Raw genomic sequence first — 22,801 nt, forward strand, 5'->3', positions numbered from 1 at the left:
GCGGGCATGAGAAGGCCGCTGAGCGCGCTCAGCGGCCAGTGGGTCATAGCAGTGCGGTTAACGCAGACGATACTTAATTTTTTCGACAATCTTCGCGGTGGAGATGCCGTAGCGATCGTGGAGGGTCGGCAGGGCGCCGGCTAACAGGAACGCGTCGGGCAGCCCCACGCTATCCAGCTCACAGCGTACGCCCTTACGCATCAGCAGCGCGGCCACCGCTTCCCCCAGGCCGCCGACCGCGGTGTGGTTCTCCGCAGTTACCACCAGGAGGCCCGGCTTCGACGCCTGTTCAATAATCGCTTTCTCATCCAGCGGTTTGATGGTCGGCACGTGCAGAACCGCCACGCCGATATTATCGGCCCGCAGCTTTTCAGCCGCCTCCAGCGCGCGCATGGTCATCAGCCCGGAGGAGATAATCAGCACATCGTTGCCGTCCTCCAGCAGCTTCGCCTTACCCAGTTCGAACTGATAGTCATATTTATCCAGCACCAGCGGCACCTTACCGCGCAGCAGACGCATATACACCGGCCCCTGGTGATCGGCAATGGCCGGTACCGCCTGCTCTATCTCCAGCGCATCGCAAGGATCGACGATAACCATCCCGGGGATACCGCGCATGATCGCCAGATCTTCGGTGGCCTGATGGCTGGGGCCATAGCCGGTCGTCAGGCCCGGCAGCGCCGCGCAGATCTTCACGTTCAGATGCTCTTCGGCGATGACCTGGTGAATAAAATCATAGGCGCGACGGGTTGCAAAGGCGGCATAGGTGGTGGCGAAAGGAATAAATCCCTCCTTCGCCATCCCCCCTGCCGCCGCCATCAGCAGCTGTTCGGCCATGCCCATCTGGAAAAAGCGATCCGGGAAGGCCTGGGCGAAAATATGCAGGTCGGTATATTTTGACAGATCCGCAGTCATGCCGACGATTTCCGGGCGCTGCGCCGCCAGTTTTGACAGCGCGACGCCGAAGGGCGCAGGGACGGTCGCCTGGCCTTCATCAGCAATCGAGGCGATCATCGCCGACGTTTTTAAACGGGGTTGACTCTGGCTCATTACAGCACTCCTTCCGGTTTGTTAGCGTCCAGCACCGCGATCGCTTTTTGCCATTCGTCGGCATCGACGCGAATAAAATGGTTTTTATCGCGGGTTTCGAGGAACGGCACCCCTTTGCCCATCAGCGTGTCGCATAAAATGACCCGCGGCTGATTGCCGGAATAACTTTTCGCGTTGTCAAAGGCGGCCATCACCGCCGGCAGATCGTTACCGTCCACGCGCTGTACGTACCAGCCGAAGGCGGCCCATTTATCCTGCAGCGGCTCAAAGCCGAGGATTTTGCGTGAATCGCCGTCAGCCTGCTGTTTGTTGACATCGACAAGGTTAATCAGGTTGCTCAGGCCATAGTGAGCCGCCGACATCGCCGCCTCCCAGGTCGACCCTTCGTCCAGCTCCCCATCGGACATGGAGTTGTAGACCCAGGCCTTACTCTGTTTCTGCCGCAGCCCGAGCGCCATGCCGACGGCGATAGACAGCCCCTGCCCCAGCGAGCCGCCGGACATCTCCATCCCCGGGGTGTAGGTCGCCATGCCGGACATCGGCAGGCGGCTGTCGTCGGAGCCGTAGGTTTCCAGTTCGGCTTCCGGGATAATGCCCGCCTCCAGCAGCGCGGCATAATAAGCGATAGCGTAATGGCCATGAGAGAGCAGGAAGCGATCGCGCCCCTCCCACTCGGGATCTTCCGGGCGATAGGTCATGGCATGGCTGAAGGCGGTGGCGAGCACATCGGCATAGCCCAGCGCCTGGCCGATATAGCCCTGCCCCTGCACTTCCCCCATTTGCAGGGCGTAACGGCGAATACGCCACGCCGCCGCGGCGACTTTTTGTGATTCGGTCATCTTCATCTGTTTGCCTCGCTTAGTGAATTAACATGCCGCCGTTAACGTCCAGGGTGATGCCGGTGGAGTAGGAGGAAAGATCGCTGCCGAGGAACAGCGCGGCGCGCGCGATGTCTATCGCGTCGCCAAGGCGGTTCATCGGAATGCCGGCAAGAATGTTGGCCGTCATGTCATCAGTCAGCTTGCCGGCGGTAATGTCGGTCTGAATCAGCCCCGGGGTGATGCAGTTAACGCGGACGTTATCCGGGCCAAGCTCGCGCGCCATCGCCCGCGCCAGACCCAGCACCCCGGCTTTTGCCGCGCTGTAGTGCGGTCCGCCAAAGATACCGCCGCCGCGCTGGGCGGAGACGGACGAGATGCAGACGATGCTGCCGGATTTTTGCGCCCGCATGGTGGGGATAACCGCCTGCGACATCAGCAGCGTGCCGCGCAGGCTAACATCAAGCACCGCGTCATAGTTGGCGCGCTTGATATCCATCAGCTTCAACGGCTGGGTAATCCCGGCGTTATTGACCAGTACATCAACCCGACCGTATTTCGCCAGGATCTGTTCGATGGCCGCCTGCACCTGCACTTCATCAGCGACGTTGGCCGCCAGGCCGAGATGGCCTTCGCCTAATGCCGCCGCGGCGGTTTTACTGGCTTCGCCATTGAGGTCGATAATGACCACTTTCGCGCCGTTTTCGGCGAATAATTTCGCAGTCGCGAAGCCCAAACCGCGTGCGGAGGCCGCGCCAGTAATAATGGCGACTTTATCTTTTAATAACATAGTTTCACTCCATGACATTACGTCATATTAATTAACAGGATATATTTCCGTTATTGTGGTTCATCGAGGAAAAGAATCACCACCAAACCAATGGCGGCGCAGATACCAAAATAGGTAAATACAGAATTAAAACTCCCGGTTTTATCAAGCAAGAAACCAGCCGCCATCGGCGCGACAAATCCACCGAGGTTGCCGCCGCTATTAATTATGGAAGAGGCGATTGGATAGGTTTTGCTATCCGAAACGGCCATACCGTACGCGGTAAAGGCTGGCCAGCCGATATTTAAACAAAAGCCGACAAAGAATAATCCAATACAAACTGCCAGGGTGCTGGCCGGGATATTCAGCATAATTAGCATCATGACCACCGTTGACACCGCAGTGAACATCATGGTGGGTTTACGCCGGCGGCCTAATAGCTTATCCGAAACCCATCCGCCGCCGATCGCGCCAATAAAGCCGCCGATGCACGGCATACTGGCCACGAAGCCCATACTCATTACATCGAAACCGCGCTCTTTGACTAAATACAGGGGGATCCAGGTTAATAATCCGTACAGCACGCTAACCATCATAAAATACGCCAGGCAGTCACCGAGAATATTTTTTGAGGTGAATAAGCCTTTCGCCGTATCAATTGGCGCCATTTTCTTTACCCGAATGATTTTATCCAGCCAGGTGAATCTTTCGGCAATTAAGATATTTTCGCGTACGCTATTATTATGACTTTCACGCCCGGCATTAATCTCTGCCAGTTCGCTTTGGGAAACAAATCCGCTCTCAGCAGGCTTGGATTTGACCAGCAGATACCACGCGATGGCCGCCACAATTCCGGGTATAGCAAAAGAGAAAAAGACCCACCGCCACCCCCAGGTCACCGCAATCCACACCGCCAGCGGCGGCACAATAATCGGCGCAAACATGGTCGCCGCGATGTAAACGCCGGTTGCCGTGGCTTTCTCTTTTGGTGGAAACCAGTTATTTATGGTGGAAGCCAGCCCCACCGGGCAAGGCCCTTCGCTCAGCCCCAGTCCCAGCCGCACCAGCTTCAGGCCAAACACGGAGCTCACCGTGCCCATCAGCCAGGTAAAGGCGGAGAAGCCGAAAATGGAGAGCGATACCAGCCCCCGGGTACCGCGTTTGGCGATGAAAAAGCCGGCCGGGATCTGGCTTACCGCATAGCCGAGGAAAAACATACTGGCGATGGCCCCGGCTTCAAAATTATTGATATGAAACTCATCAATGATGAAAGGCAGTACCGCGCCAATATTCGTTCGGTCGGCGTAATTGATGGCATACACCAGAAAAATCATCGTCAAAACCACGAAACGATATTTCGTTTTCCTGGCGTCAGTACAGACCAGCGTATCTATACGTGACATAGGGTTTCCTCGTTTTATACCTCATCCACTTCGCTGTAAGCTGCCGCTTCGGATCACCGCGTTTTACTATCCATACAGGAGCAAGAGATAAATGCTTTTCGCCAGCGAAACAGGTGGTTAGGTGTTTTATAATTGCGATGCAAGCACATCGCAGTTTGTTATCAGGCCTGTGAGAGGAATATAACAACCCCAAAATGAAACGGTATTCAAAAAACCTCAATTATGATTGAGAAAAATTGAGTTAGTGACTTCCCGCAAATTTTTAGCGTTTACTGACCTGCGCGCTTTTAACAAGATAAATTGTTAAGCCCATCACAAATTAACGTTGTTTTTTCGCTTTTCCCTATGCTGTACATCCCGGCTGCGCCACGCTGTTCGCTATTTTCTTTTATTCGCGCCCCGCGCAGGATGCCGCCATGAGCCAACCGCTACCCAATAAAAATCTGCCGATGCCCTCTTTACGCAATATCCAGGCTTTTATTGAAGTCGCCGCTACCGGCAGCCTTAACCTGGCCGCAGAGAATCTCAATATTACCGCCTCGGCGGTCAGCCATCAGATAGCCAGCCTGGAGCACTTTCTGGGGAAAAAACTGTTCTCCCGCAGCAGCAAAGGCGTCACGTTAACGGCGGTGGGAGAAAAATATCTCAAAGAGGTCTCCGGGGCGCTGAATATGATTGGCCAGGCCACCAGCCAGGTGATCAACGATATCCATCAGGATTATTTACGCATTCATTCGGCGCCGAGCTTCGGCCTGCTATGGCTGATGCCCCGTCTGGATAAATTCCGCCAGGCGTGGCCGGCGTTAAAAATCAGCCTGACCTGTTCATACGAAAGCATCCAGTTCTCCCGGGATAATATTGATATCGATATTCGTCACGGGCTGTCACAGTGGCCGACGCTGCTGGTCAGAACCATTAAAAATGAGCGCGTCCTGCCCTACAGCGCAGCGTCTTATTTAGCCAGCCATCCTGTGCAGGCTGTGGAAGATCTGCTGGCCTGCGATCTGATCCACTCCGACAGCACCTTAATTAACTGGAGCAACTGGCTGTCGTGGCACAAGGTCCGCGGCTGGCATAAAAACTTCATTTTTAATTTCGACCGGTCATATATGAGCATCGAGGCGGCCAGAATGGGGATGGGCGTGATCCTCGAGAGCAATCTGCTGGCCGGCGGACACGTGCGCCAGGGGCAGCTGACGCCGGTATTTGCCGACGAGCGGAGCATGCCGGTCGGCGCGCACCACTTCGTCCTCCCCCACGCTAATGAACAGAAGGAGAAGGTCCAGCGCTTCTTCGCCTGGGTCGCCGGAGAGCTGAAAGAGGAAGGGTTCCATATTTGATCCCGGCTGGTGGACAAACCGCCAGTCGGCGCCTAAAGTTAATCAATCGATTGATTAATTTTTACCGAGCGCGATGACCAGTAAAGGCGAACAGGCAAAAAATCAGCTTATCGCGGCCGCTATCGCCCAGTTTGGCGAGTACGGCCAGCACGCCACCACCCGCGATATCGCCGCCCAGGCCGGGCAGAATATCGCCGCTATCACCTATTATTTTGGCTCGAAAGACGATCTGTATCTTGCCTGCGCCCAGTGGATCGCCGATTTTATCGGCGACAATTTTCGCCCGCAGGCCGAAGCGGCGGAGCACCTGCTTGCCGGGGAAGCGCCGGATCGCCAGGCGATCCGCGACCTCATCCTTAGCGCCTGCCACAACATGATCCTGCTGCTCACCCAGGACGATACGGTTAACTTAAGCAAATTCATTTCCCGTGAGCAGCTGGCGCCGACCGCCGCCTACCATCTGATCCACCAGCAGGTGATTGCCCCCCTGCACCATTATCTCACCCGGCTGATTGCCGCCTGGACCGGCTGCGAAGCCAGTGATACGCAAATGATCCTCCATACCCACGCCCTGCTGGGCGAGGTGCTCGCTTTCCGTCTCGGGCGTGAAACTATCCTGCTGCGCACCGGCTGGACGCAGTTTGACGCGCAAAAAACGGAACAGATTTTCGAAGTCATTACCTGTCATATCGATTTCATCCTGCATGGGTTATCGCAAAGGAGTTTGGGCTGATGAAAAAACCCGTCGTCGTCATTCTGCTGATCGTGATTCTTCTCGCCGCGCTGGGCGGCGGCTGGTGGTGGTACCAGAGCAGCCGGCAGCAGCCGCTGACCCTGTATGGCAATGTCGATATCCGCACCGTCAACATGAGCTTCCGCGTTGGCGGTAGGTTGGCCTCGCTGACCGTCGACGAAGGCGACAGCATCCGCGCCGGGCAAACTCTCGGCGAGCTTGACCGCGCGCCGTATGAAAATGCCCTGCTGCAGGCCCAGGCCAATGTCTCCACCGCCCAGGCGCAGTATGACCTGATGATGGCCGGCTACCGCGCGGAAGAGATTGCCCAGGCCGCGGCGGCGGTGAAACAGGCGCAGGCCGCTTACGACTATGCGCAAAACTTTTATCAGCGCCAGCTCGGGCTGCGCGCCAGCAGCGCCATTTCCGCCAACGATCTGGAGAATGCCCGCTCCTCGCGCGATCAGGCGCAGGCAACGCTCAAATCGGCGCAGGATAAGCTGCGTCAGTATCGCGCCGGTAACCGCCCGCAGGAGATTGCCCAGGCCAAAGCCAGTCTGGAACAGGCGCAGGCGGCGCTGGCCCAGGCCAAACTGGACCTGCACGATACCGTGCTCACCGCCCCTTCTGACGGTACGCTGATGACCCGCGCCGTCGAGCCCGGCACTATGCTCAACGCCGGCGGTACCGTACTGACGCTGTCGTTAACGCATCCGGTGTGGGTCCGCGCCTATGTTGACGAGAAAAACCTCGGCCAGGCGCAGCCGGGACAAGAAGTGCTGCTCTATACCGACAGCCGGCCGGATAAGCCCTATCACGGCAAAATCGGTTTTGTCTCGCCGAGCGCTGAATTCACGCCGAAGACCGTCGAGACCCCGGATCTGCGCACCGATCTGGTCTACCGTCTGCGCATTGTGGTGACTGATGCCGACGGCGCGCTGCGCCAGGGAATGCCGGTGACCATCTCCTTTAGCCACGGGAACGGACATGAGTGAGACCGTCATCGCCTTAAACGGCCTGAGCCGCCGTTTTCCCGGTATGGACAGGCCAGCGGTAGCGCCGCTCACCTGCACGATCCGCGCCGGCTACGTCACCGGGCTGGTGGGGCCCGACGGCGCGGGGAAAACCACCCTGATGCGAATGCTCGCCGGATTGCTCAAACCTGATGAGGGCCGCGCCAGCGTGATAGGCTTCGACCCGCTAAAAGACGACAGCGCCCTGCACGCGGTGCTCGGCTATATGCCGCAGAAGTTCGGCCTGTATGAAGATCTGACGGTGATGGAAAACCTGACCCTGTACGCCGACCTGCGCAGCGTCACCGGCGAGGCGCGGAAGAAAATTTTCGACCGCCTGCTGGAGTTCACCTCTCTTGGTCCATTCACCGAACGGCTGGCAGGCAAGCTTTCCGGCGGGATGAAGCAAAAGCTGGGCCTCGCCTGTACCCTGGTGGGCGATCCGAAAGTACTGCTGCTCGATGAGCCCGGCGTCGGCGTCGACCCTATCTCGCGCCGCGAGCTATGGCAGATGGTGCACGAGCTGGCCGGCGACGGCATGCTGATCCTGTGGAGCACCTCCTATCTCGATGAAGCGGAACAATGCCGCGACGTGCTGCTGATGAACGAAGGCAAACTGCTCTACCAGGGTGAGCCGACGGCGCTGACGCAAACCATGGCCGGGCGCAGCTTTCTGGTTTCCAGCCCGCAGGAGAACAACCGCCGCCTGCTGCAGCGGGCGCTGAAGCTGCCGCAGGTTAGCGACGGGGTGATCCAAGGCAAATCGGTGCGTCTGATCCTGAAAAAGGACGCGCGCATTGAGGAAGTCCAGCAGCATGGCGACATGCCGCCGCTGCAGGTGGCCGACACCGCGCCGCGCTTTGAAGATGCGTTTATCGACCTGCTCGGCGGCGCCGGGACCGCTGAATCGCCGTTGGGGGCGATTATCCATCGCGTTGACGGCAGCAAAGAGGAAACGGTCATTGAAGCCCAGTCGTTAACGAAAAAGTTTGGTGATTTCGCCGCTACCGACCATGTCGATTTCCAGGTTAAGCGCGGTGAAATTTTCGGCCTGCTCGGCCCCAACGGCGCCGGGAAATCCACCACCTTCAAAATGATGTGCGGCCTGCTGGTGCCCACCTCCGGCAAAGCGCTGGTGCTGGGAATGGATCTCAAGGTCAGCTCTGGCAAGGCGCGCCAGCATCTGGGCTATATGGCGCAAAAATTTTCGCTGTACGGCAACCTCAGCGTCGAGCAAAACCTGCGCTTTTTCTCCGGCGTCTATGGCCTGCGCGGCCGGGCGCAAAATGAAAAAATCGCCCGGATGAGCGATGCCTTTGGCCTGGAAAGTATCGCCCGCCACGCCGCCGACGAGCTGCCGCTCGGCTACAAGCAGCGGCTGGCGCTGGCCTGCTCCCTGATGCATGAACCCGATATTCTGTTTCTCGATGAACCCACCTCCGGCGTCGACCCCCTCACCCGCCGCGAGTTCTGGCTACATATCAATAGCATGGTTGATAAAGGCGTGACGGTAATGGTCACCACCCACTTTATGGATGAGGCGGAATACTGCGACCGCATCGGGCTGGTCTATCACGGCAAGCTTATCGCCAGCGGTACCCCGGACGCGCTGAAAGCCCAGGCGGCGGACGACAGCCAGACGGACCCAACCATGGAGCAGGCGTTTATTACCCTGATTAACCGCTGGGACAAGGAGAATAGCCATGGGCAATAGCATTCTCTCCTGGCGGCGAGTCCGCGCCCTGTGCGTCAAAGAGACCCGGCAGATTGTGCGCGATCCCAGCAGTTGGCTGATCGCGGTGGTGATCCCCCTGCTGCTGCTGTTTATCTTCGGCTACGGCATTAACCTCGACTCCAGCAGGCTGCGGGTCGGGGTATTGCTTGAGCAGCAGAGCGAAGAGGCGCTGGATTTCGTCCATACCATGACCGGCTCGCCCTATACCGACGCCACCGTCAGCGACAGCCGCAGGCAGCTGATTGAGATGATGCAGGCCGGGCGCATCCGCGCCATGGTGGTCATTCCGGTGGATTTCGACCGCCAGATGGCCCGCCCCGGCGCCGACGCACCGCTGCAGCTCATCACCGACGGCAGCGAGCCCAATACCGCCAACTTCGCTCAGGGCTATGTGGAAGGTATTTGGCAAATCTGGCAGCAGCAGCGGGCGGAAGACCGCGGCGAAACCTTTGAACCGCTGATCGACGTGCAGATGCGCTACTGGTTTAACCCGGCGGCTATTAGCCAGCACTTTATTATCCCCGGGGCGATCACCATCATCATGACCGTGGTCGGCGCCATACTGACCTCGCTGGTGGTGGCCCGCGAATGGGAGCGCGGCACCATGGAGGCGCTGCTGTCGACGGAGATCACCCGCGCCGAACTGCTGCTGTGCAAGCTCATTCCCTACTATTTCCTCGGCATGCTGGCGATGCTGTTGTGTATGCTGGTGTCGGTATTTATTCTCGGCGTGCCCTATCGCGGCTCGCTGCCGATCCTGTTTGTCATCACCAGTCTGTTTTTGCTCAGCACCCTGGGGATGGGGCTGCTGATCTCAACCATTACCCGCAACCAGTTTAACGCCGCGCAGGTGGCGCTGAACGCCGCCTTTTTACCGTCGATTATGCTGTCCGGGTTTATTTTCCAGATAGACAGTATGCCGGCGGTGATCCGCGCGGTGACCTATGTGATCCCGGCGCGCTATTTCGTTAGTACTCTGCAAAGCCTGTTTCTGGCGGGCAATATTCCGGTGGTGCTGCTGGTCAACGTGCTGTTTTTGATTGCGTCGGCGGTGATGTTTATCGGTCTGACGTGGCTGAAAACCAAACGGCGTCTGGATTAGGTTTTGTCCGGTGGCGCTGCGCCGACCGGGCCTACGGTTTAACCAACATCGATTATACGGTTCGCCGATCCCGTAGGCCGGGCAAACGCAGTGCCGCCCGGCGTGGTTGAATGGGCCAAAGGAGCTATTATGTTTCACCGTTTATGGACATTAATCCGCAAAGAGCTGCAGTCGCTGCTGCGCGAGCCGCAGACGCGGGCGATTTTAATCATGCCGGTGCTGATTCAGGTGCTGCTGTTTCCCTTTGCCGCGACGCTGGAGGTGACCAACGCCACCATCGCCATCTACAACGAGGACAGCGGTCGCCACGCGGTGGAACTCACTCAGCGCTTTGCCCGCGCCAAAGCCTTTACCCACGTCCTGCTGCTGCAAAGCCCGCAGGCGATCCAGCCGACCATCGATGAACAAAAAGCTCTGCTGGCGGTACGCTTCCCGGCCGATTTCTCGCGCAATCTGGATAACTATCAAACCGCCCCGCTGCAGCTTCTGCTCGACGGACGCAACTCCAACAGCGCGCAAATCGCCGCCAACTATCTGCAACAGATTGTGAAAAACTATCAGCAGGAGCTGCTGGAGGGTAAAGCGAAGCCGAACAACAGCGAGCTGGTGGTGCGCAACTGGTACAACCCGAATCTCGACTATAAATGGTTCGTGGTGCCGTCGCTTATCGCCATGATCACTACCATCGGGGTGATGATCGTCACCTCGCTGTCGGTGGCTCGCGAGCGCGAGCAGGGCACCCTTGACCAGCTGCTGGTCTCCCCCCTCGCCACCTGGCAAATTTTCGTCGGCAAGGCGGTGCCGGCGCTGATCGTCGCCACCCTGCAGGCAACTATCGTGCTGGCGATTGGTATCTGGGCCTATCAGATCCCGTTTGCCGGTTCGCTGCTGCTGTTCTATTTCACCATGGTGATTTACGGTCTATCGCTGGTGGGCTTTGGCTTATTGATTTCGTCGCTGTGCGCCACCCAGCAGCAGGCGTTTATCGGCGTGTTCGTCTTTATGATGCCGGCTATTCTCCTGTCGGGGTACGTCTCACCAGTGGAAAACATGCCGCAGTGGCTGCAGGATCTGACCTGGATAAATCCCATCCGCCACTTTACCGATATCACTAAGCAAATTTATCTGAAGGATGCGAGTCTGGAGATTGTGTGGGGAAGTTTGTGGCCGCTACTGGTCATAGCGGCCACCACCGGCTCAGCGGCGTATGCGATGTTCCGAAGGAAGATTGCGTAATACCCGTCATCGTTCAAACTACAACGGCGTTGGCTTTCCTTACTCACCCCAGTCGCATAGTTATCTATGCTTCTGGGGATTCGCTGCGTTGCCGCCTTGTTGTAGCCCGAACGCTTTAGGGTAACGGCTCTTATCTTTCGCCAGCAGCGAGACCACCGCCGGGCCTGCCAGTATCACCAGCCCGGCGAGGGCCAGCAGCAGGTTGTTGTGCAGCACGCGCGACAGCAGCCACAGCGCTATCATGGCCGCGCCGAAGTACCAGGTCGTGGTGAGCTCCTCAAGGAAGTCTCCCACATCGCGCCAGCGCGCCTCATGGTGACGCTGTAAAAACAGCATCGCCAGCAGCGTGACGCTGTAGAGGACGCACAGTCCCAATCCGACGCGCACCAGCGCGCCGCTCATCCAACCCATCACCAGTACTGCCACGACCAGTAGATGCAACATAATCTGCCAGCAACTAAGACCCGTTGCGACGCGTACACGTTGTTGCCACTTCATGGCTTCTCTCCTGAAGGATTTTTCTCTGCTACTCAGAGTACCGCACTTTACGGAAAATTCCGTAACACCGCATCTTTTTGTGACGTCTACTACACTATTTTATTCAGGAAAGTGACATTTACTGGAGAATTATGGCTGAGCCAACGGCGGGATTTTCGTTGAACGTGCTGACAATTAACACCCATAAAGGCTTTACGGCGTTTAATCGGCGTTTTATTTTGCCCGAACTGCGCGACGCCGTGCGCAGCGTTAGCGCGGATATTGTTTGCCTGCAGGAGGTGATGGGCGCTCATGAGGTACATCCGCTGCACATCGAAAACTGGCCGGATACGACCCATTATGAATTTCTCGCCGACACCATGTGGAGCGACTACGCCTACGGGCGCAATGCGGTTTATCCGGAAGGCCACCACGGCAACGCCGTGCTGTCGCGCTTTCCCATTGAATACTACGAAAATCGCGATATCTCGGTCGGCAACGGGGAGAAGCGCGGCCTGCTGTACTGCCGCATCGTGCCGCCGCGGAGCGGGATAACTATTCACGTGATTTGCGTCCATCTCGGTCTACGCGCCGACCAACGGCAGGCGCAGTTGACCATGCTGGCGGAGTGGGTCAATACCCTGCCCGCGGGCGAGCCGGTGGTGGTGGCTGGCGATTTTAACGACTGGCGTCAGCAGGCTAACCAGCCGTTAAAAGCCCAGGCCGGGCTGGAAGAGATCTTTACCCGCGCCCGCGGACGGCCGGCGCGCACCTTTCCGGTCAGTTTTCCGCTGCTGCGCCTCGACCGCATTTACGTCAAGAACGCCCACGCCAGTCGCCCGAAGGCGCTGGCCCTTAAACAATGGCGGCATCTGTCCGATCATGCACCCCTTAGCGTGGAGATACATTTGTGAAATGTCGTTGGCAGGAAGGCAACCGCATTACGCTACTGGAGAATGGCGACCAGTACTATCCGGCGCTGTTTGCGGCCATCGGTCGCGCCAGCCGGCGGGTGATCCTCGAATCCTTTATCTGGTTTGAAGATGAGGTAGGCCGGCGGCTGCACGCGGTCCTGCTCGAGGCTGCCCGCCGCGGCATCCAGGTGGAGGTGCTCCTCGACGGCTATGGTTCCCCGGATCTCAGCGATGAATTTGTCGGCGAGCTCACCGCCGCTGGCGTGATTTTCCGCTACTACGATCCGCGTCCTAAGCTGATGGGGATGCGCACCAATCTGTTCCGTCGCATGCACCGTAAAATCGTGGTAATCGACGACACCACCGCCTTTGTCGGCGGTATTAACTACTCCGCCGAACATATGAGCGACTACGGTCCGGAGGCGAAGCAGGATTATGCGGTGCAGGTCGAAGGGCCGGTGGTGCTCGACATCCTGCAGTTCGAGCTGGAAAACCTGCCCAACAGCGAAACCGCCCGCCGCTGGTGGCGACGTCGTCGCCACCAGCCGGAGGTTAACCAGACCCCCGGCGAGGCGCAGGCGCTGTTCGTCTGGCGCGACAACCAGGAACACCGCGACGATATTGAACGCCACTACCTGAAGATGCTGACCAGCGCCCGCCGGGAAGTGATTATCGCTAACGCCTATTTTTTCCCCGGCTACCGCCTGCTGCATGCGATGCGCAATGCCGCGCGGCGCGGAGTACGGGTTAAGCTGATCGTGCAGGGCGAACCGGATATTCCCATTGTGAAGTTTGGCGCCCACCTGCTCTATCACTATCTCGTTAAGGGCGGGGTGCAGATTTACGAATATCGCCGTCGCCCGCTGCATGGCAAGGTCGCTCTGGCAGACGACCACTGGGCCACCGTTGGGTCAAGCAACCTGGATCCGCTTAGCCTGTCGCTGAATCTGGAAGCCAATCTGATCATCCACGATCGGGTGTTTAACCAGACGCTGCGCGATAATCTCAACGGGCTTATCGCCCGGGATTGCCAGCGCATCGATAAAACGATGCTGCCGAAACGCAACTGGTGGCGGCTGGGCGTCAGCGTGATGGCTTTCCACTTTCTACGCCACTTCCCGGCATGGGTCGGCTGGTTACCGGCTCATACCCCGCGGCTGGCCAGAGTCAGCCCGCCGGTCCAGCCGGAAATTGAAACTCAGGACCGCGTCGAGTCTCCAGCCAGGGATAATCCACTATGAGCAAATCACATCCCCGCTGGCGGATGGCGAAAAGAGTGCTGACCGTGCTCTTTTTTATCGCCGTCATCGTCCTGCTGGTGATCTACGCGCAAAAAGTCGACTGGCAGGACGTGTGGAAGGTGATCCGCGGCTACGATCGGCTGGCCTTGTTTAGCGCCATTGCGCTGGTTATCGTCAGCTACCTCATTTACGGCTGCTACGATCTGCTCGGTCGGGCCTATTGCGGGCACAAGCTGGCGAAACGCCAGGTCATGCTGGTGTCGTTTATCTGCTACGCCTTTAACCTGACACTCAGCACCTGGGTCGGCGGGATCGGTATGCGCTACCGGCTGTACTCGCGGCTGGGGCTGAACGGCAGCACCATCACCCGTATTTTTTCCTTAAGCATTACCACCAACTGGTTGGGCTATATTCTGCTGGGCGGGGTGATATTCACGGCAGATCTGGTGAAGCTGCCGCCGCACTGGTACATCAGCCAGACCACTCTGCGCATTATCGGCGGGGTGATGCTGATCCTTACGCTTTGCTATCTGTTCGGCTGCGCGTTCGCTAAACGCCGTCACCTGACGATTAAAGGCCAGCGGCTGGTGCTGCCCTCCTGGCGCTTCGCGCTGCTGCAGATGGGGCTCTCGGCGGCGAACTGGATGGCGATGGGGGCGATAATCTGGCTGCTGTTGGGCAGCGAGATTAACTATTTTCTGGTATTAGGGGTGCTGCTGGTGAGCAGTATCGCCGGGGTGATTATCCATATTCCGGCTGGGATCGGCGTGCTGGAGGCGGTGTTTATCGCCATGCTCTCCGGGGAAGATATTTCGAAGGGCGCGATCATTGCCGCCCTGCTCGCCTGGCGCGCGCTCTATTATTTCCTGCCATTGCTGCTGGCGACGGTGGCCTATCTGCTGCTGGAGAGCCGGGCGAAAAAGCTACGGCAAAAGAACCAGCGCAAGCTGGCCCGCGAATGAAACGGCCTGGTCGCGCTGCGCTTGCACGGGCCTACGGAGTGTGAGCCTGTGAGAGGAGCCTGTAGGCCGGGTAAGGCGCAGCCGCCACCCGGCAGCACCACGGGTACCGTGTCTGATGCCATCGCCCGGCGGCGCTACGCTTGCGCGGGCCTACGGAGTGTGAGCCTGTGAGAGGATCCTGTAGGCCGGGGAAGGCGCAGCCGCCGCCCGGCAAAATCAAGGGTACCGAGCCTGAAATCTCGCCCGGCGGCGCTGCGCTTGCGCGGGCCTGCGGGGTGTGAGCCTGTGAAAGGATCCTGTAGGCCGGGTAAGGCGCCGCCGCCCGGCACCATCACGGGTATCGTGCCTGATATCTCGCCCGGCGGCGATGCGCTTGCGCGGGCCTACGGAGTGTGAGCCTGTGAGAGGATCCAGTAGGCCGGGTAAGGCGCCGCCGCCGCCCGGCAAAATCACGGCTATCGTGCCTGATGCCATCGCCCGGCGGCGCTACGCTTGCGCGGGCCTGCGGAGTGTGAGCCTGTGAGAGGATCCTGTAGGCCGGGTAAGGCGCAGCCGCCACCCGGCAGCACCACGGGTACCGTGCCTGATACCATCGCCCGGCGGCGCTGCGCTTGCGCGGGCCTACGGAGTGCGAGCCTGTGAGAGGATCCTGTAGGCCGGGTAAGGCGCAGCCGCCACCCGGCAGCACCACGGGTACCGTGTCTGATGCCATCGCCCGGCGGCGCTACGCTTGCGCGGGCCTGCGGGGTGTGAGCCTGTGAGAGGAGCCTGTAGGCCGGGTAAGGCGCAGCCGCCACCCGGCAAAATCAAGGGTACCGTGTCTGATATCTCGCCCGGCGGCGCTGCGCTTGCCGGGCGTTCGGAGATGCAACCCCTTGATATAAAGAGGTTAGCGGCGGTTGCCCATAATACGCAGCAGCATCAGGAACAGGTTGATGAAGTCCAGATACAGCGTTAAGGCGCCGAGGATCGAGTATTTACGCAGCGTGGCGCTGTCGCGGGTATCAATCTGCTCGCCGATGTTTTTCAGCTTCTGGGTGTCATACGCCGTCAGACCGACAAACAGCACCACCCCAATATAGGTCACGGCCCACATCAGCGCCTCGCTCTTCAGCCACAGGTTGACCAGCGACGCCAGCACGATGCCAATCAGCCCCATAAACAGCATGCTGCCGAAGCCGCTCAGATCGCGCTTCGTGGTGTAACCATACAGGCTCATCGCCCCAAACATCCCGCCGGTGACCACAAAGGTGCTGGCGATCGATGAATAGGTATAGGCGATAAAAATGCTCGATAGCGTCAGTCCGGTCAGCGCCGAATAGAGCATAAACAGCGTGGTGGCCATCCCGGCGCTCAGCCGCTGCACCATTCCCGACAGCACAAACACCAGCGCCAGCTGGGCAATAATCAGCCCGAAGAAAGTGATTTTGCTCGAAAAGACGAACATCATCACCGCCGGAGTATTCGCTGCAAACCACGCGATAAACGCCGTCAGCAGCAGGCCGACCGTCATCCAGCCGTACACCTGCGCCATGTAAGTCTGCAGGCCGGTACGGCCCTGCACTATTGAATCGGAACGCGGATATCTGTCCATGACTCTCTCCTGATTAACAAAGTATCACCCTGTAAGCGTATCACACTACCAGCGCTCTGCCGCCTGACGATCGCTGTCGCGGGCGTCGACCCAGCGTTCGCCATCCGGCGTCGCTTCACGCTTCCAGAACGGCGCGCGGGTTTTCAGGTAATCCATAATAAACTCGCCGGCTGCGAAGGCGCTGCCGCGGTGAGCGCTGGTGACGCCGACAAACACAATCTCTTCCCCCGGCCACATTTCGCCAATGCGATGGATAACCGTCACCCGGCCCAGCGGCCAGCGCTCGCGCGCCAGCTCGACAATTTCCGCCAGCGATTTTTCAGTCATCCCCGGATAGTGCTCGAGGGTCAGCGCCTTCACGCTGTCGCCGAGGTTGTGGTTACGCACTTTACCGGTGAAGGTGACCACCGCGCCGTCTTCATCGCGTTCCGCCAGCCAGGGATATTCCTCACTGACGCTAAAGCGCGCCGGGCTGACCACGATACGGGTTTGCGTCATGTCAGCCCCCCGTTACCGGTGGGAAGAACGCCACTTCGTCGCCGCTGGCCACTGGATGTTCGAAAGAGGTTAGCGTCTGGTTAACCGCCGCCAGCAGCTTGCCCTCCTCCAGGGCCAGCGCCCAGCGATCGCCGCGGGCGGCAAGCTGCTGACGAACCGCTTCGACAGTCGCCAGTTCGCTGGCATCAAGGGTCAGCGAATCGGTACCGACCAGCTCGCGCACCTGGGCAAAAAACAGAACCTTAATCATGGCATTCACCCACCTTAAAATCGCCGGACTTGCCGCCGCTTTTCGCCAGCAGGCGCACTGGGCCAATCACCATATCCTTCTGCACCGCTTTGCACATATCGTAAATGGTCAGCGCGGCAACCGAGGCGGCGGTCAATGCTTCCATCTCAACGCCGGTTTTACCGGTGAGTCGGCAGAGCGATTCAATGCGCACCCGGTTATGTTCCGGCTGCGCCTGCAGATTGACTTCCACTTTGCTGAGCATCAGCGGATGACACAGCGGGATCAGCTCCCAGGTGCGTTTGGCCGCCTGGATCCCGGCGATACGCGCGGTGGCAAACACGTCGCCTTTATGGTGGCTGCCGTCGATAATCATCGCCAGGGTCGTCGCCTGCATTTCAACGTAAGCCTCGGCGCGCGCTTCGCGCACCGTTTCCGCTTTGCCGGAGACATCGACCATATGGGCTTCACCCGCGGCGTTAATATGGGTCAGTTGTGACATAGATTATTTCTTCAGGTGTGGAATGAAGTTACAGGGACGGGTGCGGGCATCAAGCTGCGGGGCGATGATGTTGTCCCACGCCGTACGGCAGGCTTTGGTTGAGCCCGGCATGGCGAAAATCAGCGTGCGATTGGCGACGCCGGCCACGGCCCGGGACTGCAACGTCGAGGTGCCGATCTCTTCGAACGACAGCATGCGGAACACTTCGCCAAAGCCTTCGACCTCACGATCAAACAGCGGCAGCAGCGCTTCCGGCGCCTGATCGCCGTCGGTAAAACCGGTGCCGCCGGTGATCAGCACCACCTGCACGTTATCGCTGGCTATCCACGCCGATACCTGAGCGCGGATGGCGTAGCGATTCTCTTTGACGATCGCCTTCTCGACGACTTGGTGCCCCGCCTCCTGCGCCGCCTCGCGCAGCCAGTGACCGGAAGTGTCGTCCTCTTCGCCGCGACGGCTGGAAACGGTAAGAATAGCAATACGGGTCGGAATAAACTCAGCGCTAGCCTGGCTCATCTGAATGCTCCTTTCGAAAACGATTAACCGCCAATATAGGACAGGTTCTGCGTAATACCGGTGTTGCCCTGATGCAGGAAATGGGTCTGCTTTTTATGGGTTAAGGCTTCGGCGATCCGCGCCTCCAGCGCGGCCTGCTGCTGGTCTTCGGCCATCAGGTCGCGCAGGTCGACGCCGCCTTCGCCAAACAGGCACAGGTGCAGTTTGCCAACGGACGAGACGCGCAGCCGATTGCAGGTGGCGCAGAAGTCTTTTTCATACGGCATGATGAGACCGATCTCGCCGGCGTAGTCCGGGTGACAAAAGACCTGCGCCGGGCCATCGCTGCGCTGGCGGATCTGATGGATCCAGCCGCGGCGCAGCAGTTCATCGCGCAGCACCATGCCGGAGAGATGGTGACGGCGGAACAGGTCGCTGCCTTCACCGGTTTCCATCAGCTCAATAAAGCGCAGCTGGATACGACGGGGTTGGATCCAGGCGAGGAAGGTATCGAGCTGGTGATGGTTAACATCACGCATCAGCACGGTATTCACCTTCACCTTGTCAAAGCCGGCGGCGAAGGCGGCGTCAATGCCGTCCATCACCTGGTGGAACTTGTCCTGGCCGGTGATGGCATGGAACTGGCGGGCGTCGAGGCTATCAACGCTGACGTTAATCGCCGTCAGGCCGGCAGCGCGCCAGCGTTCGACATCGCGCGCCAGGCGGTAACCGTTGGTAGTGACCGCAATCTGACGGATCGCCGGGTTTTCACGCACGGCGGCAATGATCTCGGTGAAGTCGCGGCGCAGGGAGGGTTCCCCACCGGTGAGGCGAACTTTTTCGGTGCCCAGCGCAGAGAAAGCGCGCGTAACCCGGCGTACTTCGTCTACGCTGAGAAAGCCATTGTTATTGACGGCGCCGGGCTTATAACCGTTCGGCAGGCAGTAGGTGCAACGGAAGTTGCACACATCGGTAATCGACAGACGCAGGTAATAAAACTTACGCGCGAATGCATCGGTAAGCTGTGAGGCCATATACACCTTTCCAAATACGGGAGACGCGGTCATTTCTTTCCACGCCCTGGCGACAACCGGCGGCGTCGCGGCCAAATCGCCATATCTTTTGACACAGGCGAAGAGGCTAGAGTGTTAACAGGTTATGTCGATAGTAGCGCGTTACAGGCAGTTTCGCCATTGGCGATTTCGCTATATAATATTATACATATCGCTATCTTCGTGCATTTTCGCTACAGAATAGCCATAAATCATTTTTTTGCCTTGATGTCGGTCAGTTTGTCGGGCTCCTCCCATCGTCTTTTAGGGGTAGATCGGGTAGTGTGTGGCCGTTTATGTGAAATAAGGAATTTCTATGCGCAATCGTACATTCGCTGACCTCGATCGGGTGGTAGCGCTCGGCGGCGGGCATGGTTTGGGCCGGGTGATGTCCTCCCTCTCCTCGCTCGGTTCACGGCTGACCGGCATTGTCACCACCACCGATAACGGGGGTTCCACCGGGCGGATCCGTCGTTCGGAAGGTGGCATTGCCTGGGGCGATATGCGCAATTGCATCAATCAGTTAATTGCCGAGCCGAGCGTAGCATCGGCAATGTTTGAGTATCGTTTTGGCGGTAACGGCGAGCTTTCCGGGCATAACCTCGGAAATTTGATGTTAAAGGCGCTGGATCACCTGAGCGTGCGGCCGTTAGAGGCGATCAATTTGATCAGAAACCTGCTGAAAGTGGACGCTTTCCTGATCCCGATGTCAGAACAACCGGTGGATTTGATGGCGCTCGATCATGAAGGCCATGAAGTTTATGGCGAAGTGAATATTGATCAGCTTGATAATGTGCCGCAGGAGCTGATGCTCACCCCGCCGGTACCGGCCACCCGCGAGGCGGTGGAGGCTATTGCCGAAGCCGATTTGATCCTCATTGGGCCGGGCAGTTTTTACACCAGCCTGCTGCCGATCCTGTTGCTCGACGAGATGGCCCAGGCGTTGCGCCGCACCCCGGCGCCGATGGTTTTTATCGATAACCTCGGCAAAGAGCATAGCCCGGCCGCGAGGCTGTCGCTGGCGGAGCGCATCGCGATTATGGAGTGCTATGTAGGCAAACGGGTGGTGGATGCGGTGATCGCCGGTCCAAAAGCCGATATCAGCGGCATCGACGACCGGTTGGTGATCCAGACGCCGCTGGAGGCCAGCGACGTTCCCTATCGTCATGACCGGGCGCTGCTCCGCGGGGCGCTGGAGAAAGCGATCCAGCTGCCGGGCTGATCCTGCGCGCCGGAGGCGGCCCTCTTCGGCGCACCTTAAAATCTTAAGGTTGTCTTAAAATAGGGCTGGCACTATACCCTCATCTTTTTCTGTGGGTGTGCATTATGTCGTTATTGCCTCTGCGTCGGCCGGTGGTCAGCCGCACGACTTATCTGATTCTCTTTGCTTGCTATATCGGTATCTGTCTCAACCTGGCTTTTTATCGCCAGGTTTTCCCGTTACTGCCGGTAAATAGCCTGCATAACTGGCTGGTATTCCTCAGTATGCCGATCGTGGCCATTAGCGTGATGAATATCCTCACCACTCTCGCCTCGTTCCTGAAGCTGGACCGGCTGGTGATTAGCCTGTTCATTCTGCTCAGCGCCTCGGCGCAATACTTCATCTGGAACTTTGGCGTGGTGATCGACCGCAGCATGATCACCAATATCCTCGACACCACTCCGGCGGAAAGCTTTGCTCTACTCTCCGGCGAAATGATTGCCGTCCTCGGCCTTTCCGGGGTTTTGGCGGTATTCGTCGCCTGGTGGGTGAAAATCCGTAAGCCCGCCACCCGGTGGCGCGGCGCGGCGATGCGCCTGCTCAATATCGCCGTTTCGGCGCTGCTGATTATTCTGGTGGCCGCGCTGTTCTACAAAGATTACGCCTCGGTGTTCCGTAACAACAAAGAGCTGGTGAAATCCCTGAGCCCTTCCAACAGCATTGTGGCCGTGAACTCCTGGTATGCTCATCATCGGATGGACAACCTGCCGCTGGTGAAGATTGGCGAAGATGCCACGCAGAAAGCGGTGATGCATAACGCTCCCCGTAAGAACCTGACGATCGTCGTGCTCGGCGAGACTTCGCGAGCGGATAACTTCTCACTGGGCGGCTATTTGCGCGACACCAACCCGTTGATGCGGCAGGACGGCGTGATCTATTTTCCGCATACCACTTCCTGCGGCACGGCAACCGCAGTTTCCGTGCCGTGCATGTTCTCCAATATGCCGCGCGCGCATTATGACGAAGAGCTGGCGCACCATCAGGAAGGCGTCCTGGATATTCTACAGCGCGCAGGGATCCAGGTACTGTGGAACGATAACGACGGCGGCTGCAAAGGCGCCTGCGACCGGGTACCACACCAGAACGTCACCGACCTGAAGCTCACCGGACAGTGCATCGATGGCGAGTGCTACGATGACGTCCTGTTCCATAATCTCGACAGCTATATCGATAACCTGCAACAGGATGGCATTATTGTGCTGCATACCATCGGCAGCCACGGTCCGACGTACTACAATCGCTATCCAGCGGCGTTTCGCAAATTCACGCCGACCTGCGACACCAATGAGATCCAGGGCTGTACCCGGGAGCAGTTGACCAATACCTATGACAACACCATCCTTTATGTCGACTATGTCGTTGATAAAGCGATAAAACTACTGCAATCTAAACAGGATAAATTTACCACTAGTCTGGTTTATTTGTCCGACCACGGCGAATCGCTGGGAGAAGATGGCGTCTATTTGCATGGTCTGCCGTATTCCATCGCGCCGGATACGCAGAAACATGTGCCGATGGCGCTGTGGCTCTCCGCCGACTACCAGCAGCGCTACGGCATTTCCGCGCACTGTCTGCAGCAGCGGGCGCAAAAAGAGAATTACTCGCAGGATAATCTGTTCTCCACCCTGCTCGGCCTGCTCGGCGTCAGCACCCGCGAGTACCAGGCGGCAGATGATATCTTAACGCCATGTAGAGAGGCTGGTTGATGAAAATCTTAGTCATTGAAGACGATGCGCTGCTGTTGCAGGGGTTAATTCTGGCGATGCAAAGTGAAGGATACGTGTGCGACGGCGTCTCCACCGCGCACGAAGCCGCGCTATCGCTGGCCAGCAATCATTACAGCCTGATCGTGCTGGATCTCGGCCTGCCGGATGAAGACGGGCTGCATTTTCTCTCCCGCATGCGGCGGGAGAAAATGACCCAGCCGGTGCTGATCCTCACCGCCCGCGATACGCTTGAGGATCGCATTAGCGGTCTCGATACCGGGGCGGATGACTACCTGGTAAAACCCTTTGCCCTGGAGGAACTCAATGCGCGCATTCGCGCCCTGCTCCGCCGGCATAACAACCAGGGCGATAATGAAATCAGCGTCGGCAATCTGCGCCTTAACGTCACTCGCCGCCTGGTGTGGCTGGGTGAAACGGCGCTGGATCTTACGCCGAAAGAGTATGCCCTGCTGTCGCGGCTGATGATGAAAGCCGGTAGCCCGGTGCATCGCGAGATCCTCTACAACGACATTTACAGCTGGGACAACGAGCCGGCGACCAATACCCTGGAAGTGCATATTCACAACCTACGCGAAAAGATTGGCAAATCGCGGATCCGCACCGTCCGGGGCTTTGGCTATATGCTGGCTAACAACATCGACACGGAATAG

General features: G+C 58.4%; 24 protein-coding genes and 1 riboswitch. Of the genes, 12 read left to right on the forward strand and 12 right to left on the reverse strand.

Features of this window, described 5'->3' with window-relative positions:
* Positions 1-57 precede the first annotated feature (57 nt).
* The 5 genes from KB890_RS06270 to KB890_RS06290 form a co-directional block, all read right to left on the reverse strand.
* Positions 58-1,050, reverse strand: coding sequence for a transketolase family protein (locus tag KB890_RS06270; RefSeq protein WP_020324608.1), 993 nt, complete (start codon positions 1,048-1,050; stop codon positions 58-60).
* Complete coding sequence (locus tag KB890_RS06275; protein WP_002895753.1) at positions 1,050-1,895, reverse strand: transketolase; 846 nt, start codon at positions 1,893-1,895, stop codon at positions 1,050-1,052. Before KB890_RS06275 ends, KB890_RS06270 begins: the two co-directional genes overlap by 1 nt.
* A gap of 13 nt (positions 1,896-1,908) precedes the next feature.
* Positions 1,909-2,658 carry an SDR family NAD(P)-dependent oxidoreductase gene (locus tag KB890_RS06280; protein WP_002895750.1) on the reverse strand — a complete coding sequence of 250 codons (750 nt, stop codon included), beginning with the start codon at positions 2,656-2,658 and terminating at the stop codon, positions 1,909-1,911.
* Between the two features lie 50 nt (positions 2,659-2,708).
* Positions 2,709-4,040 carry an MFS transporter gene (locus KB890_RS06285; protein ID WP_002895749.1) on the reverse strand — a complete coding sequence of 444 codons (1,332 nt, stop codon included), beginning with the start codon at positions 4,038-4,040 and terminating at the stop codon, positions 2,709-2,711.
* Positions 4,041-4,327: 287 nt separating this feature from the next.
* Positions 4,328-4,465: a hypothetical protein gene (locus KB890_RS06290; protein ID WP_004142057.1), complete on the reverse strand. Its 138-nt coding sequence runs from the start codon at positions 4,463-4,465 to the stop codon at positions 4,328-4,330.
* Here KB890_RS06290 and KB890_RS06295 point away from each other — a divergent pair.
* The 6 genes from KB890_RS06295 (at position 4,457) to KB890_RS06320 (ending at position 11,199) form a co-directional block, all read left to right on the forward strand.
* Complete coding sequence (locus tag KB890_RS06295) at positions 4,457-5,380, forward strand: LysR substrate-binding domain-containing protein (RefSeq protein ID WP_004179102.1); 924 nt, start codon at positions 4,457-4,459, stop codon at positions 5,378-5,380. The two genes, KB890_RS06290 and KB890_RS06295, sit on opposite strands and share 9 nt — an antisense overlap.
* Before the next feature lie 73 nt (positions 5,381-5,453).
* Positions 5,454-6,113, forward strand: a complete 660-nt coding sequence (gene cecR / locus KB890_RS06300; protein WP_002895746.1) for a transcriptional regulator CecR — start codon at positions 5,454-5,456, stop codon at positions 6,111-6,113.
* Positions 6,113-7,108 (forward strand): secretion protein HlyD, encoded by a 996-nt coding sequence (gene hlyD, locus KB890_RS06305; protein WP_002895745.1) that lies wholly within the window; start codon positions 6,113-6,115, stop codon positions 7,106-7,108. The genes cecR and hlyD overlap by 1 nt, the downstream gene beginning before the upstream one ends.
* Positions 7,101-8,840 (forward strand): ATP-binding cassette domain-containing protein, encoded by a 1,740-nt coding sequence (locus KB890_RS06310; protein ID WP_004179101.1) that lies wholly within the window; start codon positions 7,101-7,103, stop codon positions 8,838-8,840. The genes hlyD and KB890_RS06310 overlap by 8 nt, the downstream gene beginning before the upstream one ends.
* Positions 8,830-9,963: an ABC transporter permease gene (locus tag KB890_RS06315; RefSeq protein WP_004179100.1), complete on the forward strand. Its 1,134-nt coding sequence runs from the start codon at positions 8,830-8,832 to the stop codon at positions 9,961-9,963. Before KB890_RS06310 ends, KB890_RS06315 begins: the two co-directional genes overlap by 11 nt.
* A gap of 129 nt (positions 9,964-10,092) precedes the next feature.
* Positions 10,093-11,199, forward strand: a complete 1,107-nt coding sequence (locus tag KB890_RS06320; RefSeq protein ID WP_004179099.1) for an ABC transporter permease — start codon at positions 10,093-10,095, stop codon at positions 11,197-11,199.
* Between the two features lie 60 nt (positions 11,200-11,259).
* On the opposite strand, the gene KB890_RS06325 is transcribed toward KB890_RS06320, so the two are convergent.
* Positions 11,260-11,697: a YbhQ family protein gene (locus tag KB890_RS06325; RefSeq protein WP_004176793.1), complete on the reverse strand. Its 438-nt coding sequence runs from the start codon at positions 11,695-11,697 to the stop codon at positions 11,260-11,262.
* Positions 11,698-11,828: 131 nt separating this feature from the next.
* Between KB890_RS06325 and KB890_RS06330 the strand changes: the two genes are divergently transcribed.
* Genes KB890_RS06330 through KB890_RS06340 form a run of 3 tightly spaced genes read left to right on the forward strand, consistent with a single transcriptional unit; the run spans position 11,829 to position 14,793 of the window.
* A complete protein-coding gene (locus KB890_RS06330; protein ID WP_004179098.1) occupies positions 11,829-12,590 on the forward strand; it encodes an endonuclease/exonuclease/phosphatase family protein in 762 nt (253 codons plus the stop codon).
* Positions 12,587-13,831 (forward strand): cardiolipin synthase ClsB, encoded by a 1,245-nt coding sequence (gene clsB / locus KB890_RS06335; protein ID WP_004179097.1) that lies wholly within the window; start codon positions 12,587-12,589, stop codon positions 13,829-13,831. Before KB890_RS06330 ends, clsB begins: the two co-directional genes overlap by 4 nt.
* Complete coding sequence (locus tag KB890_RS06340) at positions 13,828-14,793, forward strand: lysylphosphatidylglycerol synthase domain-containing protein (RefSeq protein ID WP_002895728.1); 966 nt, start codon at positions 13,828-13,830, stop codon at positions 14,791-14,793. Before clsB ends, KB890_RS06340 begins: the two co-directional genes overlap by 4 nt.
* An 889-nt stretch (positions 14,794-15,682) precedes the next feature.
* Here the strand turns inward: KB890_RS06340 and KB890_RS06345 are convergent.
* From KB890_RS06345 to moaA, 6 genes are all read right to left on the reverse strand, one after another.
* On the reverse strand, positions 15,683-16,387 hold the full coding sequence (locus tag KB890_RS06345; protein ID WP_004142079.1) for a Bax inhibitor-1/YccA family protein: 705 nt from the start codon (positions 16,385-16,387) through the stop codon (positions 15,683-15,685).
* Positions 16,388-16,432: 45 nt separating this feature from the next.
* Positions 16,433-16,885 (reverse strand): molybdopterin synthase catalytic subunit MoaE, encoded by a 453-nt coding sequence (gene moaE, locus KB890_RS06350; RefSeq protein WP_002895674.1) that lies wholly within the window; start codon positions 16,883-16,885, stop codon positions 16,433-16,435.
* Position 16,886: 1 nt separating this feature from the next.
* A complete protein-coding gene (moaD, locus tag KB890_RS06355) occupies positions 16,887-17,135 on the reverse strand; it encodes a molybdopterin synthase sulfur carrier subunit (RefSeq protein WP_002895672.1) in 249 nt (82 codons plus the stop codon).
* Entirely contained in the window at positions 17,128-17,616 is a 489-nt protein-coding gene (moaC, locus tag KB890_RS06360; RefSeq protein ID WP_002895670.1) for a cyclic pyranopterin monophosphate synthase MoaC, read from the reverse strand. The genes moaD and moaC overlap by 8 nt, the downstream gene beginning before the upstream one ends.
* A gap of 3 nt (positions 17,617-17,619) precedes the next feature.
* Positions 17,620-18,132, reverse strand: a complete 513-nt coding sequence (moaB, locus tag KB890_RS06365; protein WP_002895668.1) for a molybdenum cofactor biosynthesis protein B — start codon at positions 18,130-18,132, stop codon at positions 17,620-17,622.
* A 23-nt stretch (positions 18,133-18,155) separates the two neighbouring features.
* Positions 18,156-19,145 (reverse strand): GTP 3',8-cyclase MoaA, encoded by a 990-nt coding sequence (gene moaA / locus KB890_RS06370; protein WP_004195144.1) that lies wholly within the window; start codon positions 19,143-19,145, stop codon positions 18,156-18,158.
* A riboswitch (molybdenum cofactor riboswitch) is annotated at positions 19,133-19,271 on the reverse strand. It overlaps the preceding gene by 13 nt.
* Before the next feature lie 208 nt (positions 19,272-19,479).
* Between moaA and yvcK the strand changes: the two genes are divergently transcribed.
* From yvcK to pmrA, 3 genes are all read left to right on the forward strand, one after another.
* Entirely contained in the window at positions 19,480-20,385 is a 906-nt protein-coding gene (gene yvcK, locus KB890_RS06375; protein ID WP_004179095.1) for a uridine diphosphate-N-acetylglucosamine-binding protein YvcK, read from the forward strand.
* Between the two features lie 104 nt (positions 20,386-20,489).
* The gene (eptA, locus tag KB890_RS06380; RefSeq protein ID WP_004179094.1) at positions 20,490-22,130 is read left to right on the forward strand and encodes a phosphoethanolamine transferase EptA; all 1,641 of its coding nucleotides are present in this window, start codon (positions 20,490-20,492) and stop codon (positions 22,128-22,130) included.
* Entirely contained in the window at positions 22,130-22,801 is a 672-nt protein-coding gene (gene pmrA, locus KB890_RS06385) for a two-component system response regulator PmrA (RefSeq protein WP_002895659.1), read from the forward strand. The genes eptA and pmrA overlap by 1 nt, the downstream gene beginning before the upstream one ends.

The sequence above is a fragment of the Klebsiella sp. P1954 genome (genome assembly GCF_018199955.1).
Lineage (GTDB): Bacteria > Pseudomonadota > Gammaproteobacteria > Enterobacterales > Enterobacteriaceae > Klebsiella > Klebsiella pneumoniae.

Bases quoted from the DNA above. Each gene is read 5' to 3' on its own strand.
- KB890_RS06270 (WP_020324608.1), bottom strand. From the start codon at position 1,050: ATGAGCCAGAGTCAACCCCGTTTAAAAACGTCGGCGATGATCGCCTCG.
- KB890_RS06275 (WP_002895753.1), bottom strand. From the start codon at position 1,895: ATGAAGATGACCGAATCACAAAAAGTCGCCGCGGCGGCGTGGCGTATT.
- KB890_RS06280 (WP_002895750.1), bottom strand. From the start codon at position 2,658: ATGTTATTAAAAGATAAAGTCGCCATTATTACTGGCGCGGCCTCCGCA.
- KB890_RS06285 (WP_002895749.1), bottom strand. From the start codon at position 4,040: ATGTCACGTATAGATACGCTGGTCTGTACTGACGCCAGGAAAACGAAA.
- KB890_RS06295 (WP_004179102.1), top strand. From the start codon at position 4,457: ATGAGCCAACCGCTACCCAATAAAAATCTGCCGATGCCCTCTTTACGC.
- cecR (WP_002895746.1), top strand. From the start codon at position 5,454: ATGACCAGTAAAGGCGAACAGGCAAAAAATCAGCTTATCGCGGCCGCT.
- hlyD (WP_002895745.1), top strand. From the start codon at position 6,113: ATGAAAAAACCCGTCGTCGTCATTCTGCTGATCGTGATTCTTCTCGCC.
- KB890_RS06310 (WP_004179101.1), top strand. From the start codon at position 7,101: ATGAGTGAGACCGTCATCGCCTTAAACGGCCTGAGCCGCCGTTTTCCC.
- KB890_RS06315 (WP_004179100.1), top strand. From the start codon at position 8,830: ATGGGCAATAGCATTCTCTCCTGGCGGCGAGTCCGCGCCCTGTGCGTC.
- KB890_RS06320 (WP_004179099.1), top strand. From the start codon at position 10,093: ATGTTTCACCGTTTATGGACATTAATCCGCAAAGAGCTGCAGTCGCTG.
- KB890_RS06325 (WP_004176793.1), bottom strand. From the start codon at position 11,697: ATGAAGTGGCAACAACGTGTACGCGTCGCAACGGGTCTTAGTTGCTGG.
- KB890_RS06330 (WP_004179098.1), top strand. From the start codon at position 11,829: ATGGCTGAGCCAACGGCGGGATTTTCGTTGAACGTGCTGACAATTAAC.
- KB890_RS06340 (WP_002895728.1), top strand. From the start codon at position 13,828: ATGAGCAAATCACATCCCCGCTGGCGGATGGCGAAAAGAGTGCTGACC.
- KB890_RS06345 (WP_004142079.1), bottom strand. From the start codon at position 16,387: ATGGACAGATATCCGCGTTCCGATTCAATAGTGCAGGGCCGTACCGGC.
- moaE (WP_002895674.1), bottom strand. From the start codon at position 16,885: ATGACGCAAACCCGTATCGTGGTCAGCCCGGCGCGCTTTAGCGTCAGT.
- moaD (WP_002895672.1), bottom strand. From the start codon at position 17,135: ATGATTAAGGTTCTGTTTTTTGCCCAGGTGCGCGAGCTGGTCGGTACC.
- moaC (WP_002895670.1), bottom strand. From the start codon at position 17,616: ATGTCACAACTGACCCATATTAACGCCGCGGGTGAAGCCCATATGGTC.
- moaB (WP_002895668.1), bottom strand. From the start codon at position 18,132: ATGAGCCAGGCTAGCGCTGAGTTTATTCCGACCCGTATTGCTATTCTT.
- moaA (WP_004195144.1), bottom strand. From the start codon at position 19,145: ATGGCCTCACAGCTTACCGATGCATTCGCGCGTAAGTTTTATTACCTG.
- yvcK (WP_004179095.1), top strand. From the start codon at position 19,480: ATGCGCAATCGTACATTCGCTGACCTCGATCGGGTGGTAGCGCTCGGC.
- eptA (WP_004179094.1), top strand. From the start codon at position 20,490: ATGTCGTTATTGCCTCTGCGTCGGCCGGTGGTCAGCCGCACGACTTAT.
- pmrA (WP_002895659.1), top strand. From the start codon at position 22,130: ATGAAAATCTTAGTCATTGAAGACGATGCGCTGCTGTTGCAGGGGTTA.